Source organism: Cellulomonas triticagri, from assembly GCF_003696205.1.
Taxonomy (GTDB): Bacteria; Actinomycetota; Actinomycetes; order Actinomycetales; family Cellulomonadaceae; genus Cellulomonas; species Cellulomonas triticagri.
This window is the reverse complement of record NZ_RFFI01000007.1, coordinates 1-24,751: the sequence shown is the minus strand read 5'-3', so window position 1 is coordinate 24,751 and position 24,751 is coordinate 1. Positions and strand designations below refer to the sequence as shown.

General features: G+C 75.2%; 27 protein-coding genes. 12 read left to right on the top strand and 15 right to left on the bottom strand.

The features are described 5' to 3' along the window. The first annotated feature begins 16 nt into the window (after window positions 1-16). The gene (locus tag EBM89_RS21765) at window positions 17-469 is read left to right on the top strand and encodes a YfbO family protein (RefSeq protein WP_199731944.1); all 453 of its coding nucleotides are present in this window, start codon (window positions 17-19) and stop codon (window positions 467-469) included. A gap of 7 nt (window positions 470-476) precedes the next feature. Here EBM89_RS21765 and EBM89_RS02280 read toward each other — a convergent pair whose 3' ends face one another. From EBM89_RS02280 to EBM89_RS02240, 9 genes are all read right to left on the bottom strand, one after another. After that, entirely contained in the window at window positions 477-1,253 is a 777-nt protein-coding gene (locus EBM89_RS02280; protein ID WP_122147842.1) for an ABC transporter ATP-binding protein, read from the bottom strand. Then, complete coding sequence (locus EBM89_RS02275; RefSeq protein WP_122147841.1) at window positions 1,250-2,068, bottom strand: ATP-binding cassette domain-containing protein; 819 nt, start codon at window positions 2,066-2,068, stop codon at window positions 1,250-1,252. The genes EBM89_RS02280 and EBM89_RS02275 overlap by 4 nt, the downstream gene beginning before the upstream one ends. Continuing rightward, window positions 2,065-2,949 (bottom strand): ABC transporter permease, encoded by an 885-nt coding sequence (locus EBM89_RS02270; RefSeq protein WP_122147840.1) that lies wholly within the window; start codon window positions 2,947-2,949, stop codon window positions 2,065-2,067. The genes EBM89_RS02275 and EBM89_RS02270 overlap by 4 nt, the downstream gene beginning before the upstream one ends. Further along, on the bottom strand, window positions 2,946-3,905 hold the full coding sequence (locus tag EBM89_RS02265; RefSeq protein WP_122147839.1) for an ABC transporter permease: 960 nt from the start codon (window positions 3,903-3,905) through the stop codon (window positions 2,946-2,948). The genes EBM89_RS02270 and EBM89_RS02265 overlap by 4 nt, the downstream gene beginning before the upstream one ends. 4 nt (window positions 3,906-3,909) lie before the next feature. Then, the gene (locus EBM89_RS02260) at window positions 3,910-5,436 is read right to left on the bottom strand and encodes an ABC transporter substrate-binding protein (RefSeq protein ID WP_122147838.1); all 1,527 of its coding nucleotides are present in this window, start codon (window positions 5,434-5,436) and stop codon (window positions 3,910-3,912) included. 730 nt (window positions 5,437-6,166) lie between these two features. Then, the gene (locus EBM89_RS21760; protein WP_199731943.1) at window positions 6,167-6,997 is read right to left on the bottom strand and encodes a DUF2599 domain-containing protein; all 831 of its coding nucleotides are present in this window, start codon (window positions 6,995-6,997) and stop codon (window positions 6,167-6,169) included. Window positions 6,998-7,018: 21 nt separating this feature from the next. Further along, window positions 7,019-7,522, bottom strand: a complete 504-nt coding sequence (locus tag EBM89_RS02250) for a YqeB family protein (RefSeq protein WP_122147837.1) — start codon at window positions 7,520-7,522, stop codon at window positions 7,019-7,021. Window positions 7,523-7,608: 86 nt separating this feature from the next. Next, a complete protein-coding gene (locus EBM89_RS02245; RefSeq protein WP_122147836.1) occupies window positions 7,609-8,052 on the bottom strand; it encodes a hypothetical protein in 444 nt (147 codons plus the stop codon). Continuing rightward, a complete protein-coding gene (locus EBM89_RS02240) occupies window positions 8,039-8,233 on the bottom strand; it encodes a helix-turn-helix transcriptional regulator (protein ID WP_122147835.1) in 195 nt (64 codons plus the stop codon). The genes EBM89_RS02245 and EBM89_RS02240 overlap by 14 nt, the downstream gene beginning before the upstream one ends. Before the next feature lie 208 nt (window positions 8,234-8,441). Here EBM89_RS02240 and purL point away from each other — a divergent pair, with 208 nt between their 5' ends. From purL to EBM89_RS02220, 3 genes are all read left to right on the top strand, one after another. Continuing rightward, on the top strand, window positions 8,442-10,859 hold the full coding sequence (gene purL / locus EBM89_RS02230; protein ID WP_122147833.1) for a phosphoribosylformylglycinamidine synthase subunit PurL: 2,418 nt from the start codon (window positions 8,442-8,444) through the stop codon (window positions 10,857-10,859). Between the two features lie 124 nt (window positions 10,860-10,983). After that, a complete protein-coding gene (rsgA, locus tag EBM89_RS02225; RefSeq protein ID WP_233571484.1) occupies window positions 10,984-12,009 on the top strand; it encodes a ribosome small subunit-dependent GTPase A in 1,026 nt (341 codons plus the stop codon). A gap of 36 nt (window positions 12,010-12,045) precedes the next feature. Continuing rightward, window positions 12,046-12,417, top strand: a complete 372-nt coding sequence (locus tag EBM89_RS02220; RefSeq protein WP_122147832.1) for a sterol carrier family protein — start codon at window positions 12,046-12,048, stop codon at window positions 12,415-12,417. A gap of 120 nt (window positions 12,418-12,537) precedes the next feature. Here the strand turns inward: EBM89_RS02220 and EBM89_RS02215 are convergent, their stop codons facing one another. Next, window positions 12,538-13,197: an IMPACT family protein gene (locus EBM89_RS02215; RefSeq protein WP_122147831.1), complete on the bottom strand. Its 660-nt coding sequence runs from the start codon at window positions 13,195-13,197 to the stop codon at window positions 12,538-12,540. Between the two features lie 164 nt (window positions 13,198-13,361). Here EBM89_RS02215 and EBM89_RS20975 point away from each other — a divergent pair, with 164 nt between their 5' ends. The 3 genes from EBM89_RS20975 (at window position 13,362) to purM (ending at window position 16,499) form a co-directional block, all read left to right on the top strand. Beyond that, window positions 13,362-13,763, top strand: a complete 402-nt coding sequence (locus tag EBM89_RS20975) for a histidine kinase (protein ID WP_158609441.1) — start codon at window positions 13,362-13,364, stop codon at window positions 13,761-13,763. Between the two features lie 70 nt (window positions 13,764-13,833). Beyond that, window positions 13,834-15,384 (top strand): amidophosphoribosyltransferase, encoded by a 1,551-nt coding sequence (gene purF, locus EBM89_RS02205; protein WP_122147829.1) that lies wholly within the window; start codon window positions 13,834-13,836, stop codon window positions 15,382-15,384. Beyond that, window positions 15,381-16,499, top strand: coding sequence for a phosphoribosylformylglycinamidine cyclo-ligase (gene purM, locus EBM89_RS02200; protein WP_122147828.1), 1,119 nt, complete (start codon window positions 15,381-15,383; stop codon window positions 16,497-16,499). The genes purF and purM overlap by 4 nt, the downstream gene beginning before the upstream one ends. A 269-nt stretch (window positions 16,500-16,768) precedes the next feature. Here purM and EBM89_RS02195 read toward each other — a convergent pair whose 3' ends face one another. Then, complete coding sequence (locus EBM89_RS02195; RefSeq protein WP_122147827.1) at window positions 16,769-16,960, bottom strand: DUF3073 domain-containing protein; 192 nt, start codon at window positions 16,958-16,960, stop codon at window positions 16,769-16,771. A gap of 611 nt (window positions 16,961-17,571) precedes the next feature. Between EBM89_RS02195 and EBM89_RS02190 the strand changes: the two genes are divergently transcribed. Both EBM89_RS02190 and EBM89_RS02185 read left to right on the top strand, forming a co-directional pair. Then, on the top strand, window positions 17,572-17,781 hold the full coding sequence (locus EBM89_RS02190; protein WP_122147826.1) for a BldC family transcriptional regulator: 210 nt from the start codon (window positions 17,572-17,574) through the stop codon (window positions 17,779-17,781). A 171-nt stretch (window positions 17,782-17,952) separates the two neighbouring features. Then, entirely contained in the window at window positions 17,953-18,498 is a 546-nt protein-coding gene (locus EBM89_RS02185) for a methylated-DNA--[protein]-cysteine S-methyltransferase (protein ID WP_122147825.1), read from the top strand. A gap of 4 nt (window positions 18,499-18,502) precedes the next feature. Here the strand turns inward: EBM89_RS02185 and EBM89_RS02180 are convergent, their stop codons facing one another. Both EBM89_RS02180 and EBM89_RS02175 read right to left on the bottom strand, forming a co-directional pair. Then, entirely contained in the window at window positions 18,503-18,781 is a 279-nt protein-coding gene (locus EBM89_RS02180; protein WP_122147824.1) for a DUF3618 domain-containing protein, read from the bottom strand. Further along, window positions 18,778-19,206 carry a phage holin family protein gene (locus EBM89_RS02175; RefSeq protein WP_122147823.1) on the bottom strand — a complete coding sequence of 143 codons (429 nt, stop codon included), beginning with the start codon at window positions 19,204-19,206 and terminating at the stop codon, window positions 18,778-18,780. Before EBM89_RS02175 ends, EBM89_RS02180 begins: the two co-directional genes overlap by 4 nt. A 156-nt stretch (window positions 19,207-19,362) precedes the next feature. Here EBM89_RS02175 and EBM89_RS02170 point away from each other — a divergent pair, with 156 nt between their 5' ends. From EBM89_RS02170 to EBM89_RS02160, 3 genes are read left to right on the top strand one after another with little or no spacing between them, the layout of a single operon-like run. Next, window positions 19,363-19,890, top strand: a complete 528-nt coding sequence (locus EBM89_RS02170) for a fluoride efflux transporter FluC (protein WP_122147822.1) — start codon at window positions 19,363-19,365, stop codon at window positions 19,888-19,890. After that, window positions 19,887-20,273, top strand: coding sequence for a fluoride efflux transporter CrcB (crcB, locus tag EBM89_RS02165; RefSeq protein ID WP_122147821.1), 387 nt, complete (start codon window positions 19,887-19,889; stop codon window positions 20,271-20,273). Before EBM89_RS02170 ends, crcB begins: the two co-directional genes overlap by 4 nt. Further along, entirely contained in the window at window positions 20,270-22,534 is a 2,265-nt protein-coding gene (locus EBM89_RS02160) for a SpoIIE family protein phosphatase (RefSeq protein WP_122147820.1), read from the top strand. The genes crcB and EBM89_RS02160 overlap by 4 nt, the downstream gene beginning before the upstream one ends. Before the next feature lie 3 nt (window positions 22,535-22,537). Here EBM89_RS02160 and EBM89_RS02155 read toward each other — a convergent pair whose 3' ends face one another. Then, a complete protein-coding gene (locus EBM89_RS02155) occupies window positions 22,538-23,158 on the bottom strand; it encodes an FMN reductase (RefSeq protein WP_122147819.1) in 621 nt (206 codons plus the stop codon). A 29-nt stretch (window positions 23,159-23,187) separates the two neighbouring features. After that, entirely contained in the window at window positions 23,188-24,369 is a 1,182-nt protein-coding gene (locus EBM89_RS02150) for an LLM class flavin-dependent oxidoreductase (RefSeq protein WP_122147818.1), read from the bottom strand. Between the last annotated feature and the right edge of the window lie 382 nt (window positions 24,370-24,751).

The window sequence follows — 24,751 nt, the reverse complement described above, 5'->3', positions numbered from 1 at the left end:
CCGTACCGTCGTACCCATGACGACGGCGACGCAGCGGGTGCACGAGCGGGTGGGGCGGGGCGGCGAGGTCGGCGCGGAGGGCGTACCCGCCCCCGTGCTGACGCTCGCGGAGTTCTTCGACGGCAACGACGACACCGGGTCGATCCTGTGCAACGTCGTCCTCACCGGTGCCGGCGAGGACGAGGACGACGCGCCGACGCCGCAGCAGGTGCGCGCGGTGCTGGAGTCCGTCCGCGACCGCCCCGAGGTGGCGGACGTGCGGGTCGTCGTCCTGGAGGCGGAGGACCCGGACTTCTGGCCGTTCTCCGAGGAGGTCGTCGTCGTGACCACCGCGGACCCGGAGACCGTGCGGTCGTGGTTCCCGGAGGACTACGCGCCCGACGACGTCCGGGAGCGCGGCCCGAAGCGCGACCTGGAGCCGTTCGACGTCCCGGACGGGTACGCGGCGCTGCTCTGCTGGTGGGACTGAGGCCCGGTCACCCGACCGGCAGCTGCGGCACCGCCGCGAGCAGCCGCCGCGTGTAGGCGTCCTGCGGGTCGGCGAGCACCGACGCCGTCGGGCCCTCCTCGACCACGCGGCCGTGGTGCAGCACGACGGTGCGCTCGCACAGCCGCCCGACGATGGCGATGTCGTGCGACACCAGCACCAGCGTCAGCCCCTGGGTGGCCGCGAGGCCGTGCAGCAGGTCCACGACCTGCCCCCGCACGGACACGTCGAGCGCGGACACGGGCTCGTCGGCGACCAGCACGGACGGCGACGGCGCGAGGGCCCGCGCGATGGCGATGCGCTGCCGCTGCCCGCCGGAGAACTGCGCGGGGTAGCGGGACGCGACCTCGGGGTCGAGGCCGACGGAGGCCAGCACCTCCACGACCCGGGCGCGGTGGTCCCCGGGGACCTTCAGCGACCGCAGGGGCTCGGCGACGACCGCACCGATCCGCATGCGGGGGTCCAGCGAGGACCGCGGGTCCTGGAACACCGGCTGCACGTCGGCGCGCAGGCGCCGCAGCAGCCCGCGGTCCCGGCGGTCGAGGCGCTGCCCGCGGAACCGGACCTCGCCCGCCGTCGGCGAGTCGAGGGCGAGCAGCTGGCGCAGCAGCGTCGACTTTCCGGAGCCGGACTCGCCGACGATGCCGATGCTGCGGCCGGGCTCGACCCGGACGGAGACGCCGTCGAGCGCCCGGGTGCTGCCGAACGTCCGGGCGACGTCGACGGCCTCCAGCACGGGGGTGCGCGCGGGGGTGGGGGTGCTCATCGGGCGTCCTCCGGGGCGGTGCGGGTCGGCGTCGGGAGGCCGGTGACGGCGCGCGCCGCCGCGACGAGGTCCCGGGTGTAGGCGGCCTCGCCCCCGGCCAGGGCGTCCGCGACGGTGGTGCGCTCGACGACGCGGCCGTCGCGCATGACGACGAGGTCACGGGCGACGCGGGCGACCACCGGCAGGTCGTGCGACACGAACGCGAGCGCGACACCGGTGCGGTCGACCAGGTCGTCCAGCAGGTCCAGCACCTCGGCCTGCACCGTGACGTCGAGGGCGGTCGTCGGCTCGTCGGCGAGCAGCACGCGCGGCTCGCAGGCCAGCGCCATCGCCAGGGCGACGCGCTGGCGCTGCCCGCCGGACAGCTGCCACGGGTAGGACCGCAGGATCCGCTCGGTGTCCGTGAGGTGCACGAGCCGGGCGAGTCGCGCGGCCTCGTCCCGGGCCGCAGACCCGCGCAGCCCGCGGTGCAGCCGCAGCGGGCCGGTGATCTGCCGACCGACGGTCATCAGCGGGTCGAGCGCGGTCAGCGGCTCCTGGAACACCATCGCGACCTGCGCGCCCCGGACGCGGCCGAGCGCCCGCGGCGGCAGGGTCAGCAGGTCGGTGCCGTCGAGCAGCACCCGCCCGGTGGCGCGCATCCCCTCGGGCAGCAGCCCGAGCACCGCCAGGGCGGTCAGCGACTTGCCGGACCCGGACTCGCCGACGATCCCGAGGCGGCCCCCGGCGTCCAGCGACCAGGACACGCCGTCCAGCAGGGTGCGGCCGGTGGACGTCTCGACCCGCAGGTCGTCGACGGAGAGCAGCGCGGTCACCGGTCACCTCGCAGGTTCGGGTCGGTGCGCTCGCGGATCCCGTCGCCCAGCAGGTTCAGGCCGAGGACGGTGACCACGATGGCGACGCCGGGCAGGATCGCGCCCCACGGCTGCACGAGCATCGTGGACTGCGCCTCCTGCAGCAGCCGCCCCCAGGACGCCTGCGGCGGCGGGGCGCCGAGCCCCAGGTAGGACAGGGACGCCTCGGCGAGGACGGCGCCGCCGCCGAGCAGCATGAGCTGCACCAGCAGCGTCGGCCACACGTTCGGGACGACGTGCCGCGTGACGGTGCCCCACCAGCCGGTGCCGGCGGCGTGCGCGGCGGTGACGTAGTCCTCGCGCAGCACGCGGGCGACGTTCACCCGGGTCACCCGGGCGATCACCGCCGACCCGGAGATGCCGATGGCCCACACCGCGGACCACAGCGACGCGCCGCGGACCGTGACGATCAGCATGGCGAGCAGCAGCGTCGGGAACGCGATGAGCAGGTCGACTGCGGACAGCAGGGTGACGTCCACCCACCGGCGGGTCGCACCGGCGAGCACGCCGACGGTCACGCCGAGCACCCCGGCGACGACCATCGACGCGACGGCGACGACCAGCGCGTTCCCGGCGCCGGCCATCAGCTGGCTGAGCAGGTCGCGCCCGAGGCGGTCGGTCCCGCCCCAGTGCGCGGCGCTCGGCCCCGCCAGGCGGGCGCCGTCGCCGGTGTCGTCCAGCGCGTACGGCGTCCAGACCAGCGACACCAGGCCGACCAGCGCGACGAGGCCCACGAGCACGGCCCCGACGACGAGCGACGGGGGCAGCCGGCGGGCGCGTCGGCGCGGCCTCGGCTCCGCGGCACCCGTCGCGGCGGGCACGGCGGTGGTGAGGTCGGTCATGCCGCCACCTCCTTCGACAGGCGCAGGCGCGGGTCGATCGCCCGCTGCGCGAGGTCCACCAGGGCGTTCGTCACCAGCACCACGGCGGTCAGCCCCAGCACGAGCGCCTGGACGACGGGCAGGTCCCGGGCCTTCACGGAGTCGAGCAGCAGCGTGCCCAGGCCGGGCAGCGCGAACACGTTCTCGATGACGACGGCGCCGAGCAGCGAGGTCGCGAGCTCGATGCCGAGGATCGACACCACCGGCACCGCCGCGCCGCGCAGGCCGTGCCGGGCCAGCGCGTGCCAGCGGCCGTAGCCGAGCGACCGGGCGGTGCGCAGGTGGTCCTGGTCCAGCACGTCGAGGGTCGCGGACCGCACGTACCGCACCATGACCGCGGACATGGCGATGGCGACCGTGACCACGGGCAGCACCAGCGACCGCACCGCGGCGGCGGGGTCGTCCCAGCCGGTGCGCGGGAACCCGCCGGCGGGCAGCAGCCGCGCCTGCAGCGCGAGCACCAGCACCAGCAGCACACCGACCCAGAACACCGGGACGGCGACACCCAGCTGCGAGACCGCCGACACCGCCACCCCGACCGGCCCGCGCCGGTGCACCGCGGCGAACACGCCGAGGGGCACCGACACGAGCGCGGCCATGACGAACGCGGCCAGGCTGAGCGGGACCGTGATCGGGAGCTTCTGCGTGATCAGGTCGGCCACGGGGAGGCGCGACACGAAGGACGTGCCGAGGTCCCCGCGGACCACCTGGCCGAGCCACTGCACGTACTGCGTCACCACCGGCTGGTCGGTGCCCAGCTCGGAGCGCAGCTGCTCCAGCTGGTCGGCGGTGGTGCCCACGCCCAGCGAGGTGCCCGCGCTGTCGCCCGGTAGCAGCCGGAGCACGACGAACACGACCACGCTCGCCAGGACGAGGGAGATCAGCAGGGTGCCGATCCGCAGCAGTGCGGCACGCACGGGGTCAGGACCCCCGGACGATGTCGGCGACGTAGAACGACTCGGTCACCTGGTCCACCGGGAAGCCGGAGATGTCGGACCGGGCGACGCGGATCTGCGGGTCCAGGTACAGCCAGGCGGACGCCGCCTCCTCGCCGATCGTCTCGTTGACCTGCGTCAGCAGCTCGACCTGCTCGGCCTCGGTGCTCGCCTGGTCGGCGGCGGTGACCCACTCCTGCACCTGCGGGTTGTCGTAGCCCCAGTAGAAGTCGGGGTTCGCGTACCAGAGCACGTCGCGCGGGTTCACGTGGCCCATCAGCGTCGTGGAGAAGTCGTGGTCCGTGTAGACCTTCTGGTACCAGGTGGCGTCGTCGATCGGGTTCGGCGTGAGGGTCACGCCGACGGCCGCGAGGTCCTTGGTGAGCAGCGCGAGGATCGCGTCGGTCGTGCCGTCCGGGATGTAGTCCACGGAGATCGAGAGGTCGGAGACGCCGGCCTCGGCCAGGAGCGCCTCGGCGGCGTCCGGGTCGTAGCCGTGCACGTCGGCCTGGTCGACGTACCAGGGGTCCGTCGGCGGGACCATCGAGCCGATGACCTGGCCGTAGCCGTCCCACACCGCCGACAGGATCGCCTCGCGGTCGATCGCCTTGTACAGCGCCTGCCGCACGCGCACGTCGCTGAACGGCGCCTCGCGGTCGTTGAACGCCCAGATCTGCTTGGTGGTCGAGGTGCCCTCGGTGATCGTGAAGTCCGGGTTGTCCTCGAACTGCACGAGCTGGTCGGGGGAGTCCTCCGCGATGACCAGGTCGAGGTCACCGGTCAGCAGCGCGTTGTTCAGCGCGGTGGTGTCCTGGAAGAACCGGAACGTCACGCCGCCGTTCTGCGCGGGCTCGCCCCAGTAGCCGTCGTACGGCTCGATGGTGAGGTGGTCGCCCTGCACCCACTCGACGAACCGGTACGGACCGGTGCCGTTGTCGCTGGTCAGCTCGGTGTCGCCGTCGCGGACGACCGTCACCGACGCCAGGTAGAACGTCAGGCCCTGCGACGGGCGCGACAGGTCGAGCTGCACGGTCGCGTCGTCCACGGCCGTGGCCTGCTGGATCACCAGCAGGTCGCTCTTGCGGGCGGACTTCGACTCCGGGCCGATGGCCTCGGTGATGCTCCACACCACGTCGGCCGCGGTCAGCGGGCTGCCGTCGTGGAAGGTCACGTCCGGCTGCAGGTGGAACGTGTACGTCAGGCCGTCCTCGGACACGTCCCAGGACTCGGCCAGCGTCGGGATGACCGTCCCGTCGACGTCCACCGAGGTCAGGCCCTCGTAGACGTTGCGGGTCATGGTCTGCGAGACGCCGGACGACCCGCCGACGTTCCGGACCAGACCGGTCGGCTCGTTGGTCGAGCCGATGACGATCTCGGCGGACGCGTCGGTCGCGCCGGTGCTGCCGGAGCCGTCGGCGGAGGAGGTACCCCCGGTGCCGCAGGCGGCCAGCGCCAGGGCGGCGACGGCGACGAGGGCGGCTCCGAGGGGAGCGCGGGATCGGCGGGAGCTCACGGGGTGGTGTCCTTCCGGGAGGGTGCGCGGCGGCGGGGCCGGGGCGCGGCACGGGGGTGGAGCAGGAGGGTGCGGCCGGTCGACGAGGTCGGCCGTCCCGGTTCCAGGAGGCGGAACCGGACCATGCGGTCGGGAATTCCCGGACCGGGCGGGCACCGGAGGGTGACCGCGAGGGCGGGAGGAGGCCGGGCCGGGGTGCGCGGGACGGGCCGGCAGGTGCCGGGGTCCGCGACCGAGGGTCGGGCGGGGGGACGGTGCTCCCGGGGCGGCGGGTCCCCTCAGGGACCGGACGCGGGCGCCGGGGTCGTCAGCGCGTCAGCGACGCAGCGCGCTCAGCGACGACAACAGCACGCGGCGGTCGACAGGGGTCGACAGGCGCGGGTGCGTGCGGCGGGAGTCGTGTGGCGCATGATGGGTCGACTGTAGCAACAACCATCCGGTTGCCGGGACGCGCGTCCGAGGCGTGGGCGTCCCGGCCCCCTACCGGACCGGTCCGGGCTCCCGTAGGCTGGTCCCGGAGCCAGCCCATCGCGGTGGTGCTGGAAGTGGGCCTCGGGAGATCCCGCCGGATGGTGGGGCCCGGGGCCCGCGTCATGCCGGGACCTCGACCAGGTCCACCCGGTCACGCAGGACGTCGAGGTGCGACGCCGACCCGGTCCGCGCCGCCACGACGGCGCCGCACACGACGTCGGCCACCCAGAGCGCCGGGTCCTGCGGTCTGCCTCGGGTGCTACGACGGGTTGCACCGCGCCGCCAGCGTGTCCAGCAGCCCGACGTCCGGCCGCCACGGCTCCAGGTTCCAGCTCGCCTTGTCCGGCGCCCCGATGACGTGGCAGGTCAGCTGGTCGCGCACCCCCTGCGTCGCGGCCTCCGGCTCCTGCGCGGCCAGCCGCGCCCACAGCAGCTCCTCCGCGGCGAGCGACCCCGTGCGGGCCCACGTCGTCGGCACGACCGCGAGGCTCCGTCCGCCCTCGTCGTCCAGGTCCCGCCACGTCGCGGACCCGAGCGCGCTCGCGGACAGGATCCCGCCGACGGAGGCGGCGGGAACCGGTGCGGCGGCGACGGTGACGCGCCAGGTGACGGCGTCGGCGGCGTCCTGCACGACCTCGACGCGGGCGCCCGCGGTGCGCGCGGCGTCGTCCAGCACAGGCGCGCCGACGCCCGCCACCACCGTCCCGGCACCGTCGCGGACGACGACGGAGTCGTCCCCCAGCACCTCCACCGTGGTGCCCGGGGCGCCGGCGAGGTCGAGCACCGGCACGGCGGTCGCGTCCTCGGCCGCCGGCGTCGTCGCGGACAGCTGCAGGTCCTCGTCCTGCGCGGGGGCGGTCGACGGCGTCCCGCCGAGGTCGCGCACCCACAGGTCGACGTCGCCGAGGCGGACGACGGTGCCCTCGGCCCGGACCTGGTCGCCGCCGGGCGCCGTCGCCGGGGAGGTGGCCTCGGCGGGCGTGCTCGGCGTCGGCGCGGGGTCGCTCGGGCCGGTGCACGCGGCGAGCAGCGACACGGCGACGACGGCCCCCGCGAAGGGTGCGCGGGCGGGGCGGCGGGAGCGGGTCACGGGCACCAGTGTGACCGGACGTCAGCCACCCATCGGGTCCCAGGGGTACCCCGCAGCCCGGAACGCCTCCGCGAGGGCGGCGGCGCCGATGCCGGTCTTCTCCCGGGTCAGCTCGGTGCCGTCGTGCGCGAGGAGCACGAGCCAGCCCCGGTCGCGCAGCGCCTCGCGCACGTCCTGGCGCAGGTAGGTGCGGCGGCTCTTGCCGTGGACGACCACCACGCGGTCGGGGGACACCTCGAACCGCGGCTCCTTGTCGACCTCGGTCGACGCGAGCAGCGCCCCCAGCAGGGCGCCCGCGGCCACCAGCGCGACCGCACCCCAGGCGCCCCAGCCGTCCACGACCCGGTCGACGGTCTCGACCGCCCCGCGCCACGGCAGGAAGTCCAGGTCGAGCAGCCGGTCGCGCAGCAGGTGCAGCACGAGGCCGAGTGTCGCCCCGCCCCCGGCGAGCAGACCGTACGTCCAGGCCACGTCGCTGCGGGGGTAGGTGAGCACCGTGGTGCCGGACGGGCCGCGATCGGTCATCCGGCCAGGCTAGGAGGCCCGGACGTGCCAGCGCGTCCTCCTTCGTGCGGAGGCGGCTTCCTCCTCGCACCGGCGCCCGGCGCGGGTCAGAGGCGCTGCGCCGCTCGCCAGGCGGCGACGAGTCCGACCGCCACCTGCGCGATGAACAGCATGCCCATGGAGGCGTCAGCGGGTGCACCCAGCGCCATCGCGAGGAACGCGGCCATCGTCAGCGGCAGCGCCCACGCACCGAGCAGGGCGAAGGTCCGGGCGGCGACGGCGCGGTCTCGCTCGTCGCCACGGCCGACGAACAGCCGGTCGCCGCTGGTCGCGCGGTCGGGGCGACGCAGCGCGCGCCAGATCGCGAACCCGGCGAGCGCGCTCCCGACGACGGCGCCGACGGCGAACCCGCGCCCGATGTTGCCCGGGCCCCAGCGGTCGAGCGCGATCGCCGTCAGCACCAGCGTGGCGGCCACCACGGCGACGACGGCGCCGGCGAGCAGCAGGCGTCCGGGGGTGGGGCGGGCCGGCGCCTGGTCAGTCGTCGACATGGAAGACCTCCTCGATGGTGCGCCCGAACAGCCGGGCGATGCGGAACGCGAGCGGGAGCGACGGGTCGTAGCGGCCGCGCTCGATGGAGATGACGGTCTGCCGCGAGACCTCGAGACGCTGCGCGAGCTCGGACTGGGTGAGTCCGGCGGCGGCGCGCAGCTCGGGGACGCTGTTGCGCACCCGGACCTCCCTCCTTGTGTCAAGGAACCTGTACATCGACCCTGGCGTTCGGTCGGGCGGATGTCAAGGGTCCTTGACCTGAGTGGCGCGTGTCACGACGCCGTCCCGGGCGCCGGTAACCTGGGTCACGTCTGACGACGCCCGCCCCGCCCGCCGCGCCGACCGGTCCCCCGACCGCGCGCGACCGGCCTCCAGCCCGAGGGACTCGATGACCAGCGCGACCACCGCCTCGCAGCAGCCCGCCGACCACCCCACCGCCGGGCACGTGTCCGACACGGTGGACGCCGCCGCGGCCACGCCCGACCAGGAGCAGCCGTTCGCGGAGCTCGGCCTGAAGCCGGACGAGTACCAGCGGATCCGGGACATCCTCGGCCGCCGCCCGACGGCCGCCGAGCTCGCCATGTACTCCGTGATGTGGTCGGAGCACTGCTCGTACAAGTCGAGCAAGAACCACCTGCGCAAGTTCGGCGAGCGCGTCACCCCGGAGATGACCGAGCACCTGCTGGTCGGCATCGGCGAGAACGCGGGCGTGGTCGACATCGGCGACGGCTGGGCGGTGACCTTCAAGGTCGAGTCGCACAACCACCCGTCGTACGTCGAGCCGTACCAGGGCGCCGCGACCGGCGTCGGCGGCATCGTCCGGGACATCATCTCGATGGGCGCGCGCCCCGTGGCGGTCATGGACCAGCTGCGGTTCGGCGCCGTCGACCACCCGGACACCGCCCGGGTCGTGCACGGCGTCGTGTCGGGCGTCGGCGGCTACGGCAACTCCCTCGGCCTGCCGAACATCGGCGGCGAGCTCGTGTTCGACGCGTCCTACCAGGGCAACCCGCTGGTCAACGCCCTGTGCCTGGGCGTGCTGCGCCACGAGGACATCCACCTGGCCAACGCCTCGGGCGTCGGCAACAAGGTCGTGCTGTTCGGTGCGCGCACCGGCGGCGACGGCATCGGCGGCGCGTCGATCCTGGCGTCCGAGACCTTCGACGACACGAAGCCGTCCAAGCGGCCGAGCGTCCAGGTCGGCGACCCGTTCATGGAGAAGGTGCTCATCGAGTGCTGCCTGGAGCTCTACGCGGCCCGCGTGGTCGAGGGCATCCAGGACCTCGGCGCGGCCGGCATCTCCTGCGCGACCAGCGAGCTCGCGTCCAACGGCGACGGCGGCATGCACGTCGACCTGGAGAACGTGCTGCTGCGCGACCCCACGCTGACCGCCGGCGAGATCCTCATGTCGGAGTCGCAGGAGCGGATGATGGCGGTCGTCACGCCGGAGAAGCTCGACGAGTTCCTCGCGATCACCTCCCGGTGGGACGTCGAGACCGCCGTCATCGGCGAGGTGACCGGCACGGGTCGGCTCACGATCGACCACCACGGGCAGCGCATCGTGGACGTCGACCCGAAGACGGTCGCGCACGAGGGCCCGGTGTACGACCGGCCGTACTCGCGGCCCGAGTGGCAGGACGGCCTGGTCGCCGACTCCGTCAGCACCCCCGAGGGCGCCACCCGCTACGCCCGCCCCGCGTCGGGCGCGGAGCTCCGCGAGACCGTGCTCCGCCTGGTCGCGTCACCGAACCTCGCGTCGAAGTCGTGGGTCACGGACCAGTACGACCGGTTCGTGCAGGGCAACACCGCCCTCGCGCAGCCCGACGACGCGGGCGTGGTCCGCGTGGACGAGTCCACGAACCTGGGTGTGGCGCTCGCGACCGACGCCAATGGCCGGTACGCGAAGCTCGACCCGTACACCGGCGCGCAGCTCGCGCTGGCCGAGGCGTACCGCAACGTCGCCGCGTCCGGCGCCCGTCCGCTGGCCGTGACGGACTGCCTGAACTTCGGCAGCCCGGAGGACCCGGCGTCGATGTGGCAGCTCGTGCAGGCCATCGAGGGCCTGGCCGACGCGTGCGCGACCCTGACGGTCCCGGTCACCGGCGGCAACGTCTCGCTCTACAACGGCACCGGCGAGCCCGGCAAGATCGACTCCGCGATCCACCCGACGCCGGTGGTCGGCGTGCTCGGCGTGATCGACGACGTCACCGCGGCGACCCCCTCCGGGTGGACTACCGCGGGCCAGACCGTCTATCTGCTCGGCACCACGCGCGGCGAGCTCGACGGCTCCGCGTGGGCCGACGTCGTGCACGACCACCTCGGTGGCGTGCCGCCGCAGGTCGACCTGGAGGCCGAGCGCCGCCTCGCGACCGTGCTGGTCCGCGCGTCCCGCGACGACCTGGTCGACGCCGCGCACGACCTGTCCGAGGGTGGGCTCGCGCAGGCGCTGGTCGAGGCGTCGCTCCGCTACGGCGTGGGCGTGCAGGTCGACCTCGACGGTCTCGTGGCCCGCGACGGCGTGACGCCGTTCGAGGCGCTGCTGTCCGAGTCGACCGCCCGCGCCGTCGTCGCCGTGCCCCGCTCGGAGGAGGTCCGGTTCGAGGACCTGTGCACCGCGCAGGGCGTCCCGGCGCTGAAGATCGGCGTCACCGCGGAGACCTGCACGCCCGGTGCCGGTGCCCCCACGGACCAGCTGCCCGAGGACCACGTGCACGCCCCGGCGGTCGAGGTCCGCGGCCTGTTCACCCTCCCGCTGGCGGAGGCCCGCGAGGCCTCGGAGCGCACGCTCCCGCACTACTTCGGCTGACGGCCCGCCGCGAGGTCGAGGCTTTCGCGCGAGGTCGAGGGTTCCGCCCGCCCGCTGGGTGGCAGACCCTCGACCTCGCGGAAATCCGTCGACCGGGGGCGGGTGGGGTGCCTAGCGTCGGCGTGTGGAGATCGCCGGGCGGGTGGTGCGCGTCGACCGTGGCGCGGTGCTCGTGCTGCCCGCCGACGGGGCGGTGCCGGTGCGCGTCGCGGTGGCCCGGGACGGGGTCGTGCCGCTGCTCGACGCGGCCGGCGACCCGGTCGAGGACGTGCCGCCGGCCGTCGGCGACCACGTCCTGCTCGACCACCCCGCCGGCACCGACCCGGCGCTGCGGGCCGTGCTGCCGCGCCGCACCGCGGTCGTGCGCGACGGCGCGGACCGGACGTCGCGCGCCCAGGTGCTCGCCGCGAACGTCGACGTGGTGCTCGTGGTCGAGCACCTCGACCCCGACCCCAGCCCGGGACGGGTGGAGCGGCTGCTGACGCTCGCGTGGCGGTCCGGGGCGACGCCCGTCGTCGTGCTGACGAAGGCCGACCTGGTGCCCGACCCCGAGGGCATGGCCGACGAGGTCCGGGCCGTCGCGATCGGCGCCGAGGTGCACGCCGTGAGCGTCGCCGCCGGGACGGGGCTCGACCCGCTGCGGGCGTTGCTCGGGCCGGACCGGACGCTCGTCGTCGTGGGGCCGTCGGGTGCGGGGAAGTCGACGCTGGTCAACGCGCTCGCGGGCACCGACGTCATGGCGACGGGGGAGCGCCGCGCCGACGGCCGCGGGCGGCACACCACCGCGCACCGGGAGCTCGTGCCGCTCGCGGGCGGAGCCTGCCTGATCGACACCCCCGGGCTGCGGGGCGTGGGGCTGGTCGCCGACGCCGAGGCGCTGGACGCCACGTTCGCGGACGTCGCCGACCTGGCAACCCGGTGCCGGTTCGCGGACTGCGCACACCGCACCGAGCCCGGCTGCGCGGTGCTCGCGGCCGTCGAGGACGGCGACCTGCCCGCGCGCCGCCTGGACTCGTGGCGGCGCCTCGCCCGGGAGGCCGCCTGGCAGGAGGAGCGTTCCGACGCGCGCCTCGCCGCCGCCCACCGGGCCCGCGACCGGCAGACCACCGCCGCCTACCACCGCCTGCTGCGGGGCCGTCCGGCCCGCTGAGCCACGTCGCCCGCCCGCACGGGCGAGAATGGCGGCATGCCTCCTCGTCGCCGTACCGATCCCGCGGTCGGCCGGGCCGCCGTCGCCGCGTGGCGCGCGGACCCGACCGACACCGCCGCCCGCCGCACCGCCGTGCGGTTCACGCTGGAGGAGCTCGCGGACATCGCCCCCGGGCACACCGTCGAGGTGCGGGTGCCGCCGGACGGGGCCGTGCAGGCGGTCGAGGGTCCCCGGCACACGCGCGGCACCCCGCCGAACGTGGTCGAGACGGACCCGGCGACCTGGCTGGCCCTGGTCACGGGCGCGCAGACCTGGGACGAGGCGCTGGCGTCCGGGAAGGTCGCCGCGTCGGGGGAGCGCGCCGACCTGGCCCGCTGGCTGCCGCTCCAGGCGACCCGCACCCGCTGAGCGCGCAGCCGCCTCACGCACGTGACGGCGGACGGCACCGGCACGCGGGCCGGGTCCCGGTAGGCGGGGCGGCGCACGTCGCGACATGACGTGTCCCCGACCCACCCGCGAGGGGCGCGCTCAGCGCGACAGGACCTCCGTCGCGCCGCGGACGGCGGCGAGGACACCGGAGGTGGCCGCCGCCACCGCGGCGTCGAGCGCGTCGAGGTGCGCGGGCGGGACCAGCAGCGTGAACGTCGCCGCGGCCGCGTAGGTCACGTCCACCACCGCGGCCTCGTGCGCGTCCGTCCAGTCGCGCAGCACGCCGTGCAGCCGCCCGGCGTCGGCGTGCGGGGCCTCGACGGTGACGCGCGTGGCGGCGCTGCGGCGCACCTCGACGGCGCGGTCCAGCGCCTCGGAGGTCGCGGTCGAGTACGCCCGCACCAGGCCGCCCGCCCCGAGCAGCACGCCGCCGAAGTACCGGGTGACGACGACCACGAGATCGGTGAGGTCTCGGCGGCGCAGCACCTCCAGCATGGGGACGCCCGCGGTGCCGGACGGCTCGCCGTCGTCGGAGGAGCGCTGCTGCTCGGCGCGGTGCCCCACCACGAGGGCGACGCAGTGGTGGCGTGCGTCCCAGTACCGCTTGCGGACCGCGGCGACGACGGCGTCGGCCTCGGCGACGGTGGCCACGGGCTCGACACGGGTGAGGAACCGGGACTTCTTCACGACGAGCTCGTGCTCGACGACCGCGGCGACGGTGGAGGGGTACCGCGGCACGAGGTCGGGTCGCGGGTCCACCCGCCGACCCTACGCGCTGCGGGCCGCGCGGCCCGGAGCAGTCCGCGGGGTCGGGGGAACGTGCCGAGGTCGGGGGATCCGATGTGCCGACCTCGTGCGGTTGTCCCGACCTCGTGGCCCGGGCGGTGGCCGGCCGTCGTGCCGCCGCGACCTAGGATCGTCGGGTGGCCGACCCGACTGACCCGCGACCCGACGACGAGCCGACGCCGGACGCACCGGACGCACCGAAGGCAGCGCCCGCACCCGCGTCCGTGCCCGACGAGGACGAGCTCGCCCGCGTCGCCGAGCCCGCGCGCGTGCGCCGGGCCCCGAAGGTCGGCGCGTTCATCGGCGCGGGGACGGTGCTGGGCATCGTGGTCGGGCTGGTGCTCGCGCTGGTGACCTCGGCGGGCAGCGACGTGCAGGCGGACGGGACGGCGTTCATCAGCGTGCTGGAGGGCCAGGGCAGCGTCCGGTTCCTGTCGGCGCTGGCGGGCGGCGTCGTCGGTGCGCTGGCCGGGGCGGGCGCGGCGCTGCTGGCGGACCGCCGGAGCCTGCGCGGCCGCAAGGGCGACGCCCGCCCCTGAGCGACCGGGGAGGGGACCGAGGTCCCACCCCGGAATCGGTGCACGGCGTGGTGTGTGTCACCATGGAGCCGTGGCCCCCCGCGGAGACGGACTGCTCAACCACGACCTCTTGCCGAACGAGAAGGGCCCCCAGGACGCATGCGGCGTCTTCGGGGTCTGGGCTCCCGGCGAGGAGGTCGCCAAGCTCACCTACTTCGGGCTCTACGCCCTGCAGCACCGCGGGCAGGAGTCCGCGGGCATCGCGACGTCGAACGGCGAGCAGCTGCTCGTCTACAAGGACATGGGACTGGTCTCCCAGGTTTTCGACGAGACCGCGCTGAACGCCCTGCACGGGCACATCGCCGTCGGGCACGCCCGGTACTCGACCACGGGCGGCAGCACGTGGGAGAACGCGCAGCCGACGCTCGGCGCGACGGCGGGCGGCACGGTCGCCCTGGCGCACAACGGCAACCTCACCAACACGGCCGAGCTGGTGGACCTGGTGGCGGAGCGGTACGGCGCGCAGCGGCGCGGCGAGCTCGCCCGGGGCAACACCACGGACACGGCCCTGGTGACGGCGCTGTTCGCGGGCGACCCGGACCACACGCTCGAGGCCACCGCGATGGAGGTGCTGCCGCGGCTGCGGGGCGCGTTCAGCCTGGTGTGGATGGACGAGCACACGCTGTACGCGGCCCGCGACCCGCAGGGCGTGCGCCCGCTGGTGCTGGGCCGCCTGGAGCGCGGCTGGGTGGTCGCGTCCGAGACGCCGGCGCTGGACATCGTGGGCGCGTCGTACGTCCGGGAGATCGAGCCGGGTGAGCTCGTCGCGATCGACGCCGACGGCCTGCGCACCCAGCGGTTCACCGAGAAGCAGCAGCGCGCCGGGTGCGTGTTCGAGTACGTGTACCTGGCCCGCCCGGACACCACGATCTCCGGCCGCTCCGTGCACGCGGCGCGCGTCGAGATGGGTCGTCGCCTGGCGCAGGAGCACCCCGTCGAGGCCGACCTCGTCATCCCCGTCCCGGAGTCCGGCACGCCCGCCGCGATCGGCTACGCGCAGGCGTCGGGCATCCCGTTCGGGCAGGGCCTGACCAAGAACTCCTACGTGGGCCGGACGTTCATCCAGCCGTCGCAGACGCTGCGCCAGCTCGGCATCCGGCTGAAGCTCAACCCGCTGCGCGAGGTCATCCGCGGCAAGCGGCTCGTGGTCGTGGACGACTCGATCGTGCGCGGCAACACCCAGCGCGCGCTGATCCGGATGCTGCGGGAGGCCGGAGCCGCCGAGGTGCACGTGCGGATCAGCAGCCCGCCGGTGAAGTGGCCGTGCTTCTACGGCATCGACTTCGCGTCCCGCGCGGAGCTCATCGCGAACGGCCTGGCCGTGGAGGAGATCGGGTCCTCGCTGGGCGCCGACTCGCTCGGCTACATCTCGATGGACGGCATGATCGCCGCGACGGAGCAGCCCGCGGCGCAGCTGTGCACCGCGTGCTTCACGGGCAAGTACCCCATCGAGCTGCCGTCGCAGGACCGGCTCGGCAAGCACCTGCTGGAGCAGAACGAACTGCCGCTCGGCAACCCGGAGGACGGCCTCGTCGCCATCATCCCCGGGGCCGGTGGCGCGACCGCCCTGGAGCACCCGTGAGCACCCCCGCCGTCACCTACGCCGCCGCCGGAGTCGACACCGAGGCCGGCGACAAGGCCGTCGAGCTGATGAAGGACGCCGTGCGCGCGACGCACGGCCCGCAGGTGCTGGGCGGGGTCGGCGGGTTCGCCGGGCTGTTCGACGCCTCGGCGCTGGTCGGCTACCGCAAGCCGCTGCTCGCGACCTCGACCGACGGCGTGGGCACGAAGGTCGCCATCGCGCAGGCGATGGACGTGCACGACACCATCGGGTTCGACCTGGTGGGCATGGTCGTGGACGACATCGTCGTGGTGGGCGCGAAGCCGCTGTTCATGACGGACTACATCGCGTGCGGCCGGGTCGTCCCGGAGCGGATCGCCGACGTCGTGCGGGGCATCGCCGCCGCGTGCTCGGTCGCCGGGACCGCCCTCGTCGGCGGGGAGACCGCCGAGCACCCCGGGCTGCTGGGCCCGGACGAGTACGACGTCGCCGGTGCGGCGACGGGCGTCGTGGAGGCCGACGGGCTGCTGGGCTCGGAGCGGGTGCGCGCCGGGGACGTGCTCGTCGCCCTCGGGTCGAGCGGCCTGCACTCCAACGGGTACTCGCTGGTGCGCCGCGTGGTCGAGGTCGCCGGGTGGTCGCTGGACCGCGACGTCCCGGAGCTCGGCCGGACCCTCGGCGCCGAGCTGCTGGAGCCCACCCGCGTGTACGCGTCGGACTGCCTCGCGCTGGTCGAGCGCGCCGCGGGCGGGGTGCACGCGTTCAGCCACGTGACCGGTGGTGGCCTGGCGGCGAACGTCGCGCGCGTGCTCCCGGGCGGACTGGTCGCGGACGTGCCGCGCGGGTCGTGGACGCTGCCGCCGGTGTTCTCGCTGGTGCAGGCCGCGGGCTCGGTGCCGTGGTCGGACCTGGAGCGGACGCTGAATCTCGGCGTCGGCATGGTCGCGATCGTCGCCCCGGAGGCCGCGGACGGCGTGCTCCGGCACGCGACCGAGCTCGGGATGCCGGCGTGGCACCTCGGCGAGGTGCGCGACCTCGTCGACAGCGACGCCGCCGCCGGGCCGGACCTGGTCGCGGGTACGAAGGGCGTGCAGGGCGGCGCGGTCCGGATGAGCGGGACCTACCGCACGGCGTGACGACGCGTCCGGTCGGGTGCGGGTCGCGTACCCGACCTGCGGTTGGGTGCGGCGAGCCCGTGCGGGGTCATGCCGCCCCGGGACGGTCCTCGCCGGACGTGGCCAGGGCGTCCGTGGACGCGACCGACCTCGGGAGGTGCCACGGGGTGGTCCGGACCGCCCGGACCCGGTGCACGTCCTCGTCGGGAGGTGCGGGGGTCCGGGGCGTCCGGTGTCACGCGCCGCTCGGGGGCGGCGGGGTCGGCGTCACGTGTCGCCGACCCGGTGATTCAGCGCTCGTCCGCCCAGCGAGGGGGGTAGTCGTCACCCTCGTCGTCGGACTCCTGGCGGCTGTCGGTGACGAGGTCGTTCCCGTGCCCGGTGAGCTCCTGCTCCAAGGCCCGGTAGTTGGTGTCCGGGCTGAAGTACTTCAGCTCCCGGGCGACCTTCGTCTGCTTAGCCTTCTGACGGCCGCGCCCCATGGCATCGACCCCCTCTAACGTGGAAGCGGGGCGGCTCCGTGCTCACACGTGCGGCCCCGGGGTGCTGAATAGTCTGTTCGAGACGCAACGGTACATGGTCCTGACGGGATCCGACCACTCGCCGGACGGGTGGTCCACGCGGTGGCGGGGTGCCGCGACCAGCGGATGTGATCTCCGCCACTCTTCACCCGGCGGGTGCGTGCGCGCGACGGCGGCGGGTCGGCGGGCGCGGCGCGGGACCTCGGGGCGAACGGCGAGGTGGGTGGGGCGCGCGGGGCGGGTGTGACAGGGGCTCGCCCCCCGTTCGGGTGAGCGACGCCCCCTGTTCGGCCCACGCTCTCGACGCGCGGTCATGTCCACTACGACCTAGAGTGTCCCAATAGTTACCGGTTGTCCGGAGATGGGACGTTGGTACTAGTTGTCTGGAGTTCGATCGTGACAGAGTGGTCACGATGGGGGCGCAAGGGGGGTAAAGCGCATGAGGTCACCATCGACATCCCGGCGGGACCGAGGTCCGGCCACGGTGATGATGGCGGCTGTGTTCCTGACATCTCGCACGGCCGTCGGCAGCGCCGGTCGTCGCCACGAGGACATCACCCCGGAGGTCTGACGTGTCCGCCCCGCACACCGAGAACGAGATCCTGCTCACCCCGTCCGAGGTCGCGACGCTGTTCCGCGTCGACCCGAAGACCGTGACCCGGTGGGCCAAGTCCGGCAAGCTCTCGTCGATCCGCACGCTCGGCGGCCACCGCCGCTACCGCGAGACCGAGGTCCGCGAGCTGCTCGGGGGCATCCCCGGCCAGCGCGGCGACGACGTCTGAGCCCAGACCCGCCGAGCGCGTCCCGCGGGCAGCACGCCCGCCGTGCACGCGCCGCACGACACCCGGGGCCGGGTGCTGCCCACCCGGACGGCACCCGGCTCCCGTCGTCCCCGGAACGGCCGTGTCCGATGCCCGCCAGAACCCGCGCCGCACGGCGCGCATGATGGAGCCATGACCCTGGCACCCGAGACCGCGACGACCGGCCCGCTGCTCGCCCTCACGCTGCCCAGCCCCGCCGGCCCGCTGGCCGTCCTGCTCACCGACGACGGCGTCGTCCGCGCCGCCGGGTTCGCCCCCGTGGGGACCATGGCCGCGCGGCTGCCCGACGACCTCGCCCGGCGCGGGGTCGTGGACGCCCCCGCCGACCACCCCGGGGCCGCCGCCGTCACCGACGCCGTCGCCCGGTACTCCGCCGGCGACGTCACCGCCCTCGCGGACGTCCCCGTGGCGCAGCCCGGCGGGCCGTTCCAGCAGCGGGCGTGGACGGCGATGCGCGCCATCGACGCCGGCGCGACCGCCACCTACGGCGAGCTCGCGACCGCCGCCGGGAGCCCGACGGCGGTCCGCGCGGCCGGCTCGGCCTGCGCGCGCAACCTCATCGCCCCGTTCGTGCCCTGCCACCGCGTGCTGCGCACCGGCGGGACCCTCGGCGGGTACTACTACGGGCTCGACGTGAAGCGCGCGCTCCTCGCGCACGAGGAGCGCGCGGCGGGCTGACGCGTCAGCGGCGGACGATCAGCACGACCGCCAGGGCGACGACACCGACGCCCGCGGCGAGCACGACGCGCGCGCGACCCCGGTTCTCGGGGTCGGCGGCCGGGTCCGTGCTCACGGCGTCCCGCCACAGCTTGCTCGCGCCGCGCTTCACCTCGGCGACCTGGTGCTGCGGGCTCAGCCGCGCCGCGAGGGCGTCGGCCGTCCCCGCGAGCTCCGCGCGGGTGAGCAGCACCTCGGCCTCGAGCTGCGGGATGGTGGGGGCGGGAGTCTCGGTCTCGCTCATCGGTGCAGCCCCTCCGTGACGGACCGCTGGACGGTCGCGACGTCCTCCTTCAGCCCCGCGACGGCCTTCTCCGGCGTCGGCGGGACCCCCTTCTGCAGGCTCTTCACGCCCAGCAGGGCGAGCACGGCCGTCAGGGCGGTCATCACCACCAGCACGATCAGCGCGGCCAGCCAGGCCGGCACCGCCTCCGCGAGGGCCAGCACGATCGTCGTCAGCAGCAGCGCGAACGTGAAGAACCCGAGGAACGCCGCCCCGGCCAGCAGGCCGAGGCCGATGCCCGCGGCCTTGGCCTTCTGCGTGAGCTCGGCCTTCGCGAGGTCGATCTCGGCGCGGACCAGGCGCGCCGACTGCTCGGCGAGGCGGCTGATGAGCTGGCCGATCGACAGGTGGTCCGTGGCGGACCCGCTGCCCGGTGTCGTCGTCATCCGGTGCTCCTTCGTGGACGGGAGGCGATCTGCCCCCAGTCTGTCCCTTTCGCGGCGCCCGCGCAGGTGGGACGCGCCAGCCGGGTGCCGCCGCGGCCGTCGTGCGGGTCGTCCGGGTGCCAGCGGCGGGCGTCGGTGGCGCGGGAACGGCCCGCGATGGGGTTGGATGGCACCCGGACCGGCAGCCGCACCGGACCTCCCGCCTCCCCTCCGGAGCCCACGACGCCCACGACCCCCGCTGCCCTCCCGGGCGCCGCCCACCCCGCGCACCAGCGCGCGTCGCTCGCCCTGCTCGTCCTCGCCGGCGGTGCCGTCGGGTCGCTCGGCCGCTACGGGCTGACGCTCGCCCTGCCGCAGCGGCACGGGTGGCCGGTGGGGACGCTCGTCGCGAACCTGGTCGGGGCGTTCCTGCTCGGCGTGCTGCTCGAGATGATCGGGCGCCGCGGGCCCGAGACGGCCGCCGCCACGCGGGTGCGGCTGACCCTGGGCACCGGGGTCCTGGGCGGGTTCACCACGTTCAGCGCGCTGGCGCTGGAGACCGAGCGGCTGCTCGCCCAGGGCGGCGCGGCGATCGGGACGGCGTTCGCGTACGCGGGCGTCAGCCTGGTCGGCGGCGTGCTCGCCGCGGCGGCGGGGGTCGCGCTCGGCGGCGTGCTGGCCGGGCGCCGGGGCGGTGCCGCGTGACCGGGGCGCTGCTGGTGGCCCTCGCGGGCGGCGTCGGGGCCGCGGCCCGGTTCTGGGTGGACGGGACCGTCCGGGCGCGTCGCCGGTCCGTGCTGCCGCTCGGGACCATGGTCGTGAACCTGACCGGGTCGCTGCTGATCGGCCTGGTCACCGGCGCGCGCCTGTACGCCGGCCTGCCCGCCACGGCGGCGTTGCTGCTGGCCACCGGGTTCTGCGGCGGGTACACGACGTTCTCGGCGGCGACGGTCGAGGCGGTGCGTCTGGCCCAGGTGGGGGAGCGCGGGCGGGCCGTCGCCTCCCTCGCGGGGACGCTCGTCGCGTGCGTCGCCGCGGTGGCGCTGGGGATCGCCGTCGTCGGGCTCGTGGCAGGGTGGGTCCGATGACCGAGCAGACGTTCCTGGCGCCCGGCGAGCCCGTCGACCTCGACAACTGCGCGCGCGAGCCCATCCACATCCCCGGCTCCGTGCAGCCGCGCGGGGTGCTGCTCGTCGTGCAGGAGGCCGGGTCGGTCGTCCTGCAGGCGTCCGCGAACGTCGAGACCGTCCTCGGGCGACCCGTGGACGTGGTCCTCGGCCGCACGCTCGGCGAGGTGCTGGGGGAGTCCCCGGCGCGGGTCGTCCTGGAGCAGCTCGCGGCGGTGCCCGACCACCGCACCCGCAACCCCGGGCTCGTGCACGTCGACGCCGGGGGTCGCACCGCCGTGCTCGACGTCGTCGTGCACCGGCCGCCGCCCGCGACGGCGGAGGACCCCGGGCCGGTGTTCGTCGTCGAGCTCGAGGTGGCGGACGGCCCGCGCCCGCTGACCTACGCCAGCACCTACGAGAGCGTCCGCGACGCCATCGCGGACCTGAACCGGGCCGGCGCGCTCACCGACCTGTACGACACCGCTGCGCGGCACGTGCGGCGGCTGACCGGGTTCGACCGCGTGATGATCTACCGGTTCGATGCCGAGTACAACGGCGAGGTCGTCGCCGAGGCGAAGCGCGCGGACCTCGAGCCGTTCCTCGGCCTGCACTACCCGGCGTCCGACATCCCGCCGCAGGCCCGCGCCCTGTACGAGAAGAGCTGGATCCGGCTGATCTCGGACGTCGACTACGTCCCGGTGCCGGTGCTGCCCACCGACGAGCCGCTGCGCGGCGCCCCGCTGGACCTCACGTACGCGACGCTGCGCTCCGTCTCGCCGATCCACTGCGAGTACCTGCGGAACATGGGCGTGCGCGCCTCGATGTCGATCTCGCTGCTGCGCGACGGGAAGCTCTGGGGCATGGTCGCTTGCCACCACTACGCGGGCCCGCACGCCCCGTCGTACGGCGTGCGCGCGGCCGCGGAGTTCCTGGGCGTGGCGCTGTCCGCCCGCCTGGTCGCGCAGGTGGAGGAGGACCTGCTCGCCGAGTCCCGCCGCGCGTCGGGCGTGCTGGCGCGCCTCGTCGCGGCGAGCCGGGACGAGGACGTGCGCCTCGCGCAGGCGGTGACCCGCACGGACGACCTGCTGTCGCTCGTCCCCGCGGACGGCGTCGTCGTGTGCGCGGGCGGTGATCTCGCGACGCGCGGCCGGGTGCCGGACGAGGCCGTGTGCCGGGCGCTCGCCTCCTGGGGCGCGGGCGTCGGCGACACCGTGCACGCCACCGACCACCTCGCCGCCGACCCCGGCGCGCCCGAGGCCGCGGCCGCGGCGGGCGTCGCGGGTGCGGTCGCCCTGGCGCTGCCCGACGGCGGTGCGGTGGTGTGGTTGCGCGAGGAGGTCGTGCGGACCGTCGACTGGGGCGGCGACCCGCACCACAAGGCCCTCGTCGTCCCGGACGGCGACGGGGTGCGGCTCAGCCCCCGGCAGTCGTTCGACCTGTGGCGCGAGCACGTGCGCGGCCGGTCGGCGCCGTGGGACGAGCGGCACGTCAGCAACGCGGGCGACCTGCGAGGGCACCTGGTCGAGGCGCTGTTCCGGCGCGGGCAGGCCGAGGTGTCGGCGGCCCGGGCCATCCAGCGCACCCTGCTGCCGACCAGCCTGCCGTCGGTCCCGGGCTGGGCCGTGGACGCCCGGTACGAACCCGCGGGCACCGGGCAGGTCGGCGGCGACTGGTACGACGTCGTCCCGCTGCCGGACGGCCGGATCGCGCTGGTCGTCGGCGACGTCACCGGGCACGGGCTCGCCACCGCCGCCGCGATGGGCCAGCTCCGCAACGCGACCCGGGCCTACCTCGTCGACGCGGCGCCGCCCGCGGTGGTGCTCGCGCGCGTCGGCGCGCTCGCGCGCTGGTCCCTGCCCGGCCAGATGGCCACGATGCTGGTCGCCGTCCTCGACCCCGCCACCGGGGACCTCGAGTACGCGAAGGCCGGGCACCTGCCGCCGCTGGTCGTGCGCGCGGACGGGGCCGCGGCGTGGGAGCCGGTGCGGGGGTCCGCGCTGATCGGCCTGCTGGACGGCGAGCCCGCCACCGCCCACGTGGCCCTCGGCCCCGGCGACGCGGTCCTGCTGCTCACCGACGGCGTCGTGGAGCGCCGCGGCGAGTCGCTGCGGGTCGGCCTCGACCGGGCGGCCGCCGACGTCGGCCGCCCGGCGGTGGGGCACCTGGACGCGCTGGTCGACCGGCTGCGGGACCCCGCCTCCGACGACGACGCGACGCTGGTGCTGCTCGCCCGCGACTGAGCGTCAGCCGCCGAGCAGGTCGGCGAAGCTCGGCGCCGCCGCGAACGGGTCCTGCGGGACCCGCTCGCCCCGGCCCGCGACCGTGGCCGCGAGCTCCGCGCCCGCCCGCTGGATGCGCGCCGGGAGCGGGCTCGGCTCGTCGGTGGTGCCGCCGGTCGCCCAGTCGTCCGTCGCCGCGAACACGCTGGTGGTCGCGACGTCGGCCCGCAGGTAGGTGAACAGCGGGCGGATCGAGTACTCCAGGGCCAGGGAGTGCCGGGCCGTGCCGCCGGTCGCGCCGAGCAGCACGGGCAGCCCCGCCAGGGCGTCCTTGTCGAGGATGTCGACGAAGGACTTGAACAGCCCGGAGTACGTCGTCGTGAACAGCGGCGTCACCGCGATCAGCGCGTCCGCGCCGGTGACGGCCTCGATCACCTCCGCCAGGGCGGGGCTGGGGACGCCGGTGAGCATCGCGTTCACGATGTCGTGGGCGTGGTCGCGCAGCTCGACCACCCGGACCTCGGGACGCTGCCCGCGGTCGGCGAGCTCGGTGGCGGTCGCCTCGGCGAGCCGGTCGGCGAGCAGGCGGGTGGAGGACGGCTGGCCGAGGCCGGCCGACAGCGCGACGATCCTGCGCTCGGTCATGTCAGGTGCTCCTTCGAGGGGTCGGCGGGTCAGCGGGTCACCGTGACGGCGTCGGCAGCCGCGGCGTCGTCCTCGGCGGTCTTCCCGGTCCAGTGGTCCGCGGCGGCGACCTGCTGCTCGTGGACCTGGCCGGCGGCGCGGGCCTTGGCGACGCGCTCGGCGTGGCTGGGCGGGTCGGACGGGACGTGCGCGGGGCGGTCGGACTCCATCTCCTTGCGGAGCACGGGGACGACCTCGCCGCCGAGGATGTCGAGCTGCTCCAGCACCGTCTTCAGCGGCAGGCCCGCGTGGTCGATGAGGAACATCTGCCGCTGGTAGTGGCCGACGTCGTGCCGCATGGCGGCGTACCGGTCGATGACCTGCTGCGGGGAGCCGACGGTCAGCGGCGTCTGGGCGGAGAACTCCTCCAGGCTGGGCCCGTGGCCGTACACCGGCGCGACGTCGAAGTACGGGCGGAACTCGTCCACCGCGGCCTGCGAGCTCTTCCGCATGAACACCTGGCCGCCGAGGCCCACGATCGCCTGGTCGGCGGAACCGTGGCCGTAGTGCTCGAAGCGCTGGCGGTAGAACTGCACCATCTGCTTCGTGTGGCTCATCGGCCAGAAGATGTTGTTGTGGAAGAAGCCGTCGCCGTAGTAGGCGGCCTGCTCCGCGATCTCGGGGCTGCGGATGGACCCGTGCCACACGAACGGCGGGACGCCGTCCAGCGGCCGCGGGGTGGAGGTGAAGCCCTGCAGCGGGGTGCGGAACTTGCCCTCCCAGTTCACGACGTCCTCCTCCCAGAGGCGGCGCAGCAGGGCGTAGTTCTCGATCGCCAGCGGGATGCCCTGGCGGATGTCCTGCCCGAACCACGGGTAGACCGGGCCGGTGTTGCCGCGCCCCATCATGAGGTCCATCCGGCCGTCGGAGATCACCTGGAGCATCGCGTACTCCTCGGCCAGGCGGACCGGGTCGTTGGTGGTGATCAGCGTGGTCGCGGTCGACAGCACGATGTCCTTCGTGCGCCCGGCGAGGTAGCCGAGCATCGTCGTCGGGGACGAGGCGACGAACGGCGGGTTGTGGTGCTCACCGGTCGCGAACACGTCCAGCCCGACCTCCTCGGCGTGCTGGGCGATCGTGAGGATCGACCGGACGCGCTCGGTGTCGTCGGGGGCCCGGCCGGTGTGCGGGTCCGGCGTGATGTCGCTGACCGTGAAGACTCCGAACTGCATCTCGCGCTCCTCAAGTCGATGCGTTTGCATGTACTTGCGCCCCAACGGTGGCCGGTGCGGATCTATTCCACGAGGCGTCGTCGGGCACGGTGGGCCGTCCGGGTGATCGGTGTCGTGTCAGCGACCGAGTGGCTCACCCGGGCCCGCGGGTGGACGATGGAGGTGGGTGAGGCCGCCCGGCGGCCCGCCTGAACCGGGGTCCGCGGCCCCGCGCACGCCCGCCCCGTCCGGGGAGGTCCCGCACCGGGACCGCACCACCCGCCGCCCGTCGGCACCCGGACCACGGGGCAGCACGCCACCACGACAGCGCCCCGCGCCGGAGACGGCCAGCGGGAGCGCCACCGCACCCGCCCGCACCGCCGAGCGCCGTCGCGCGCCCGGT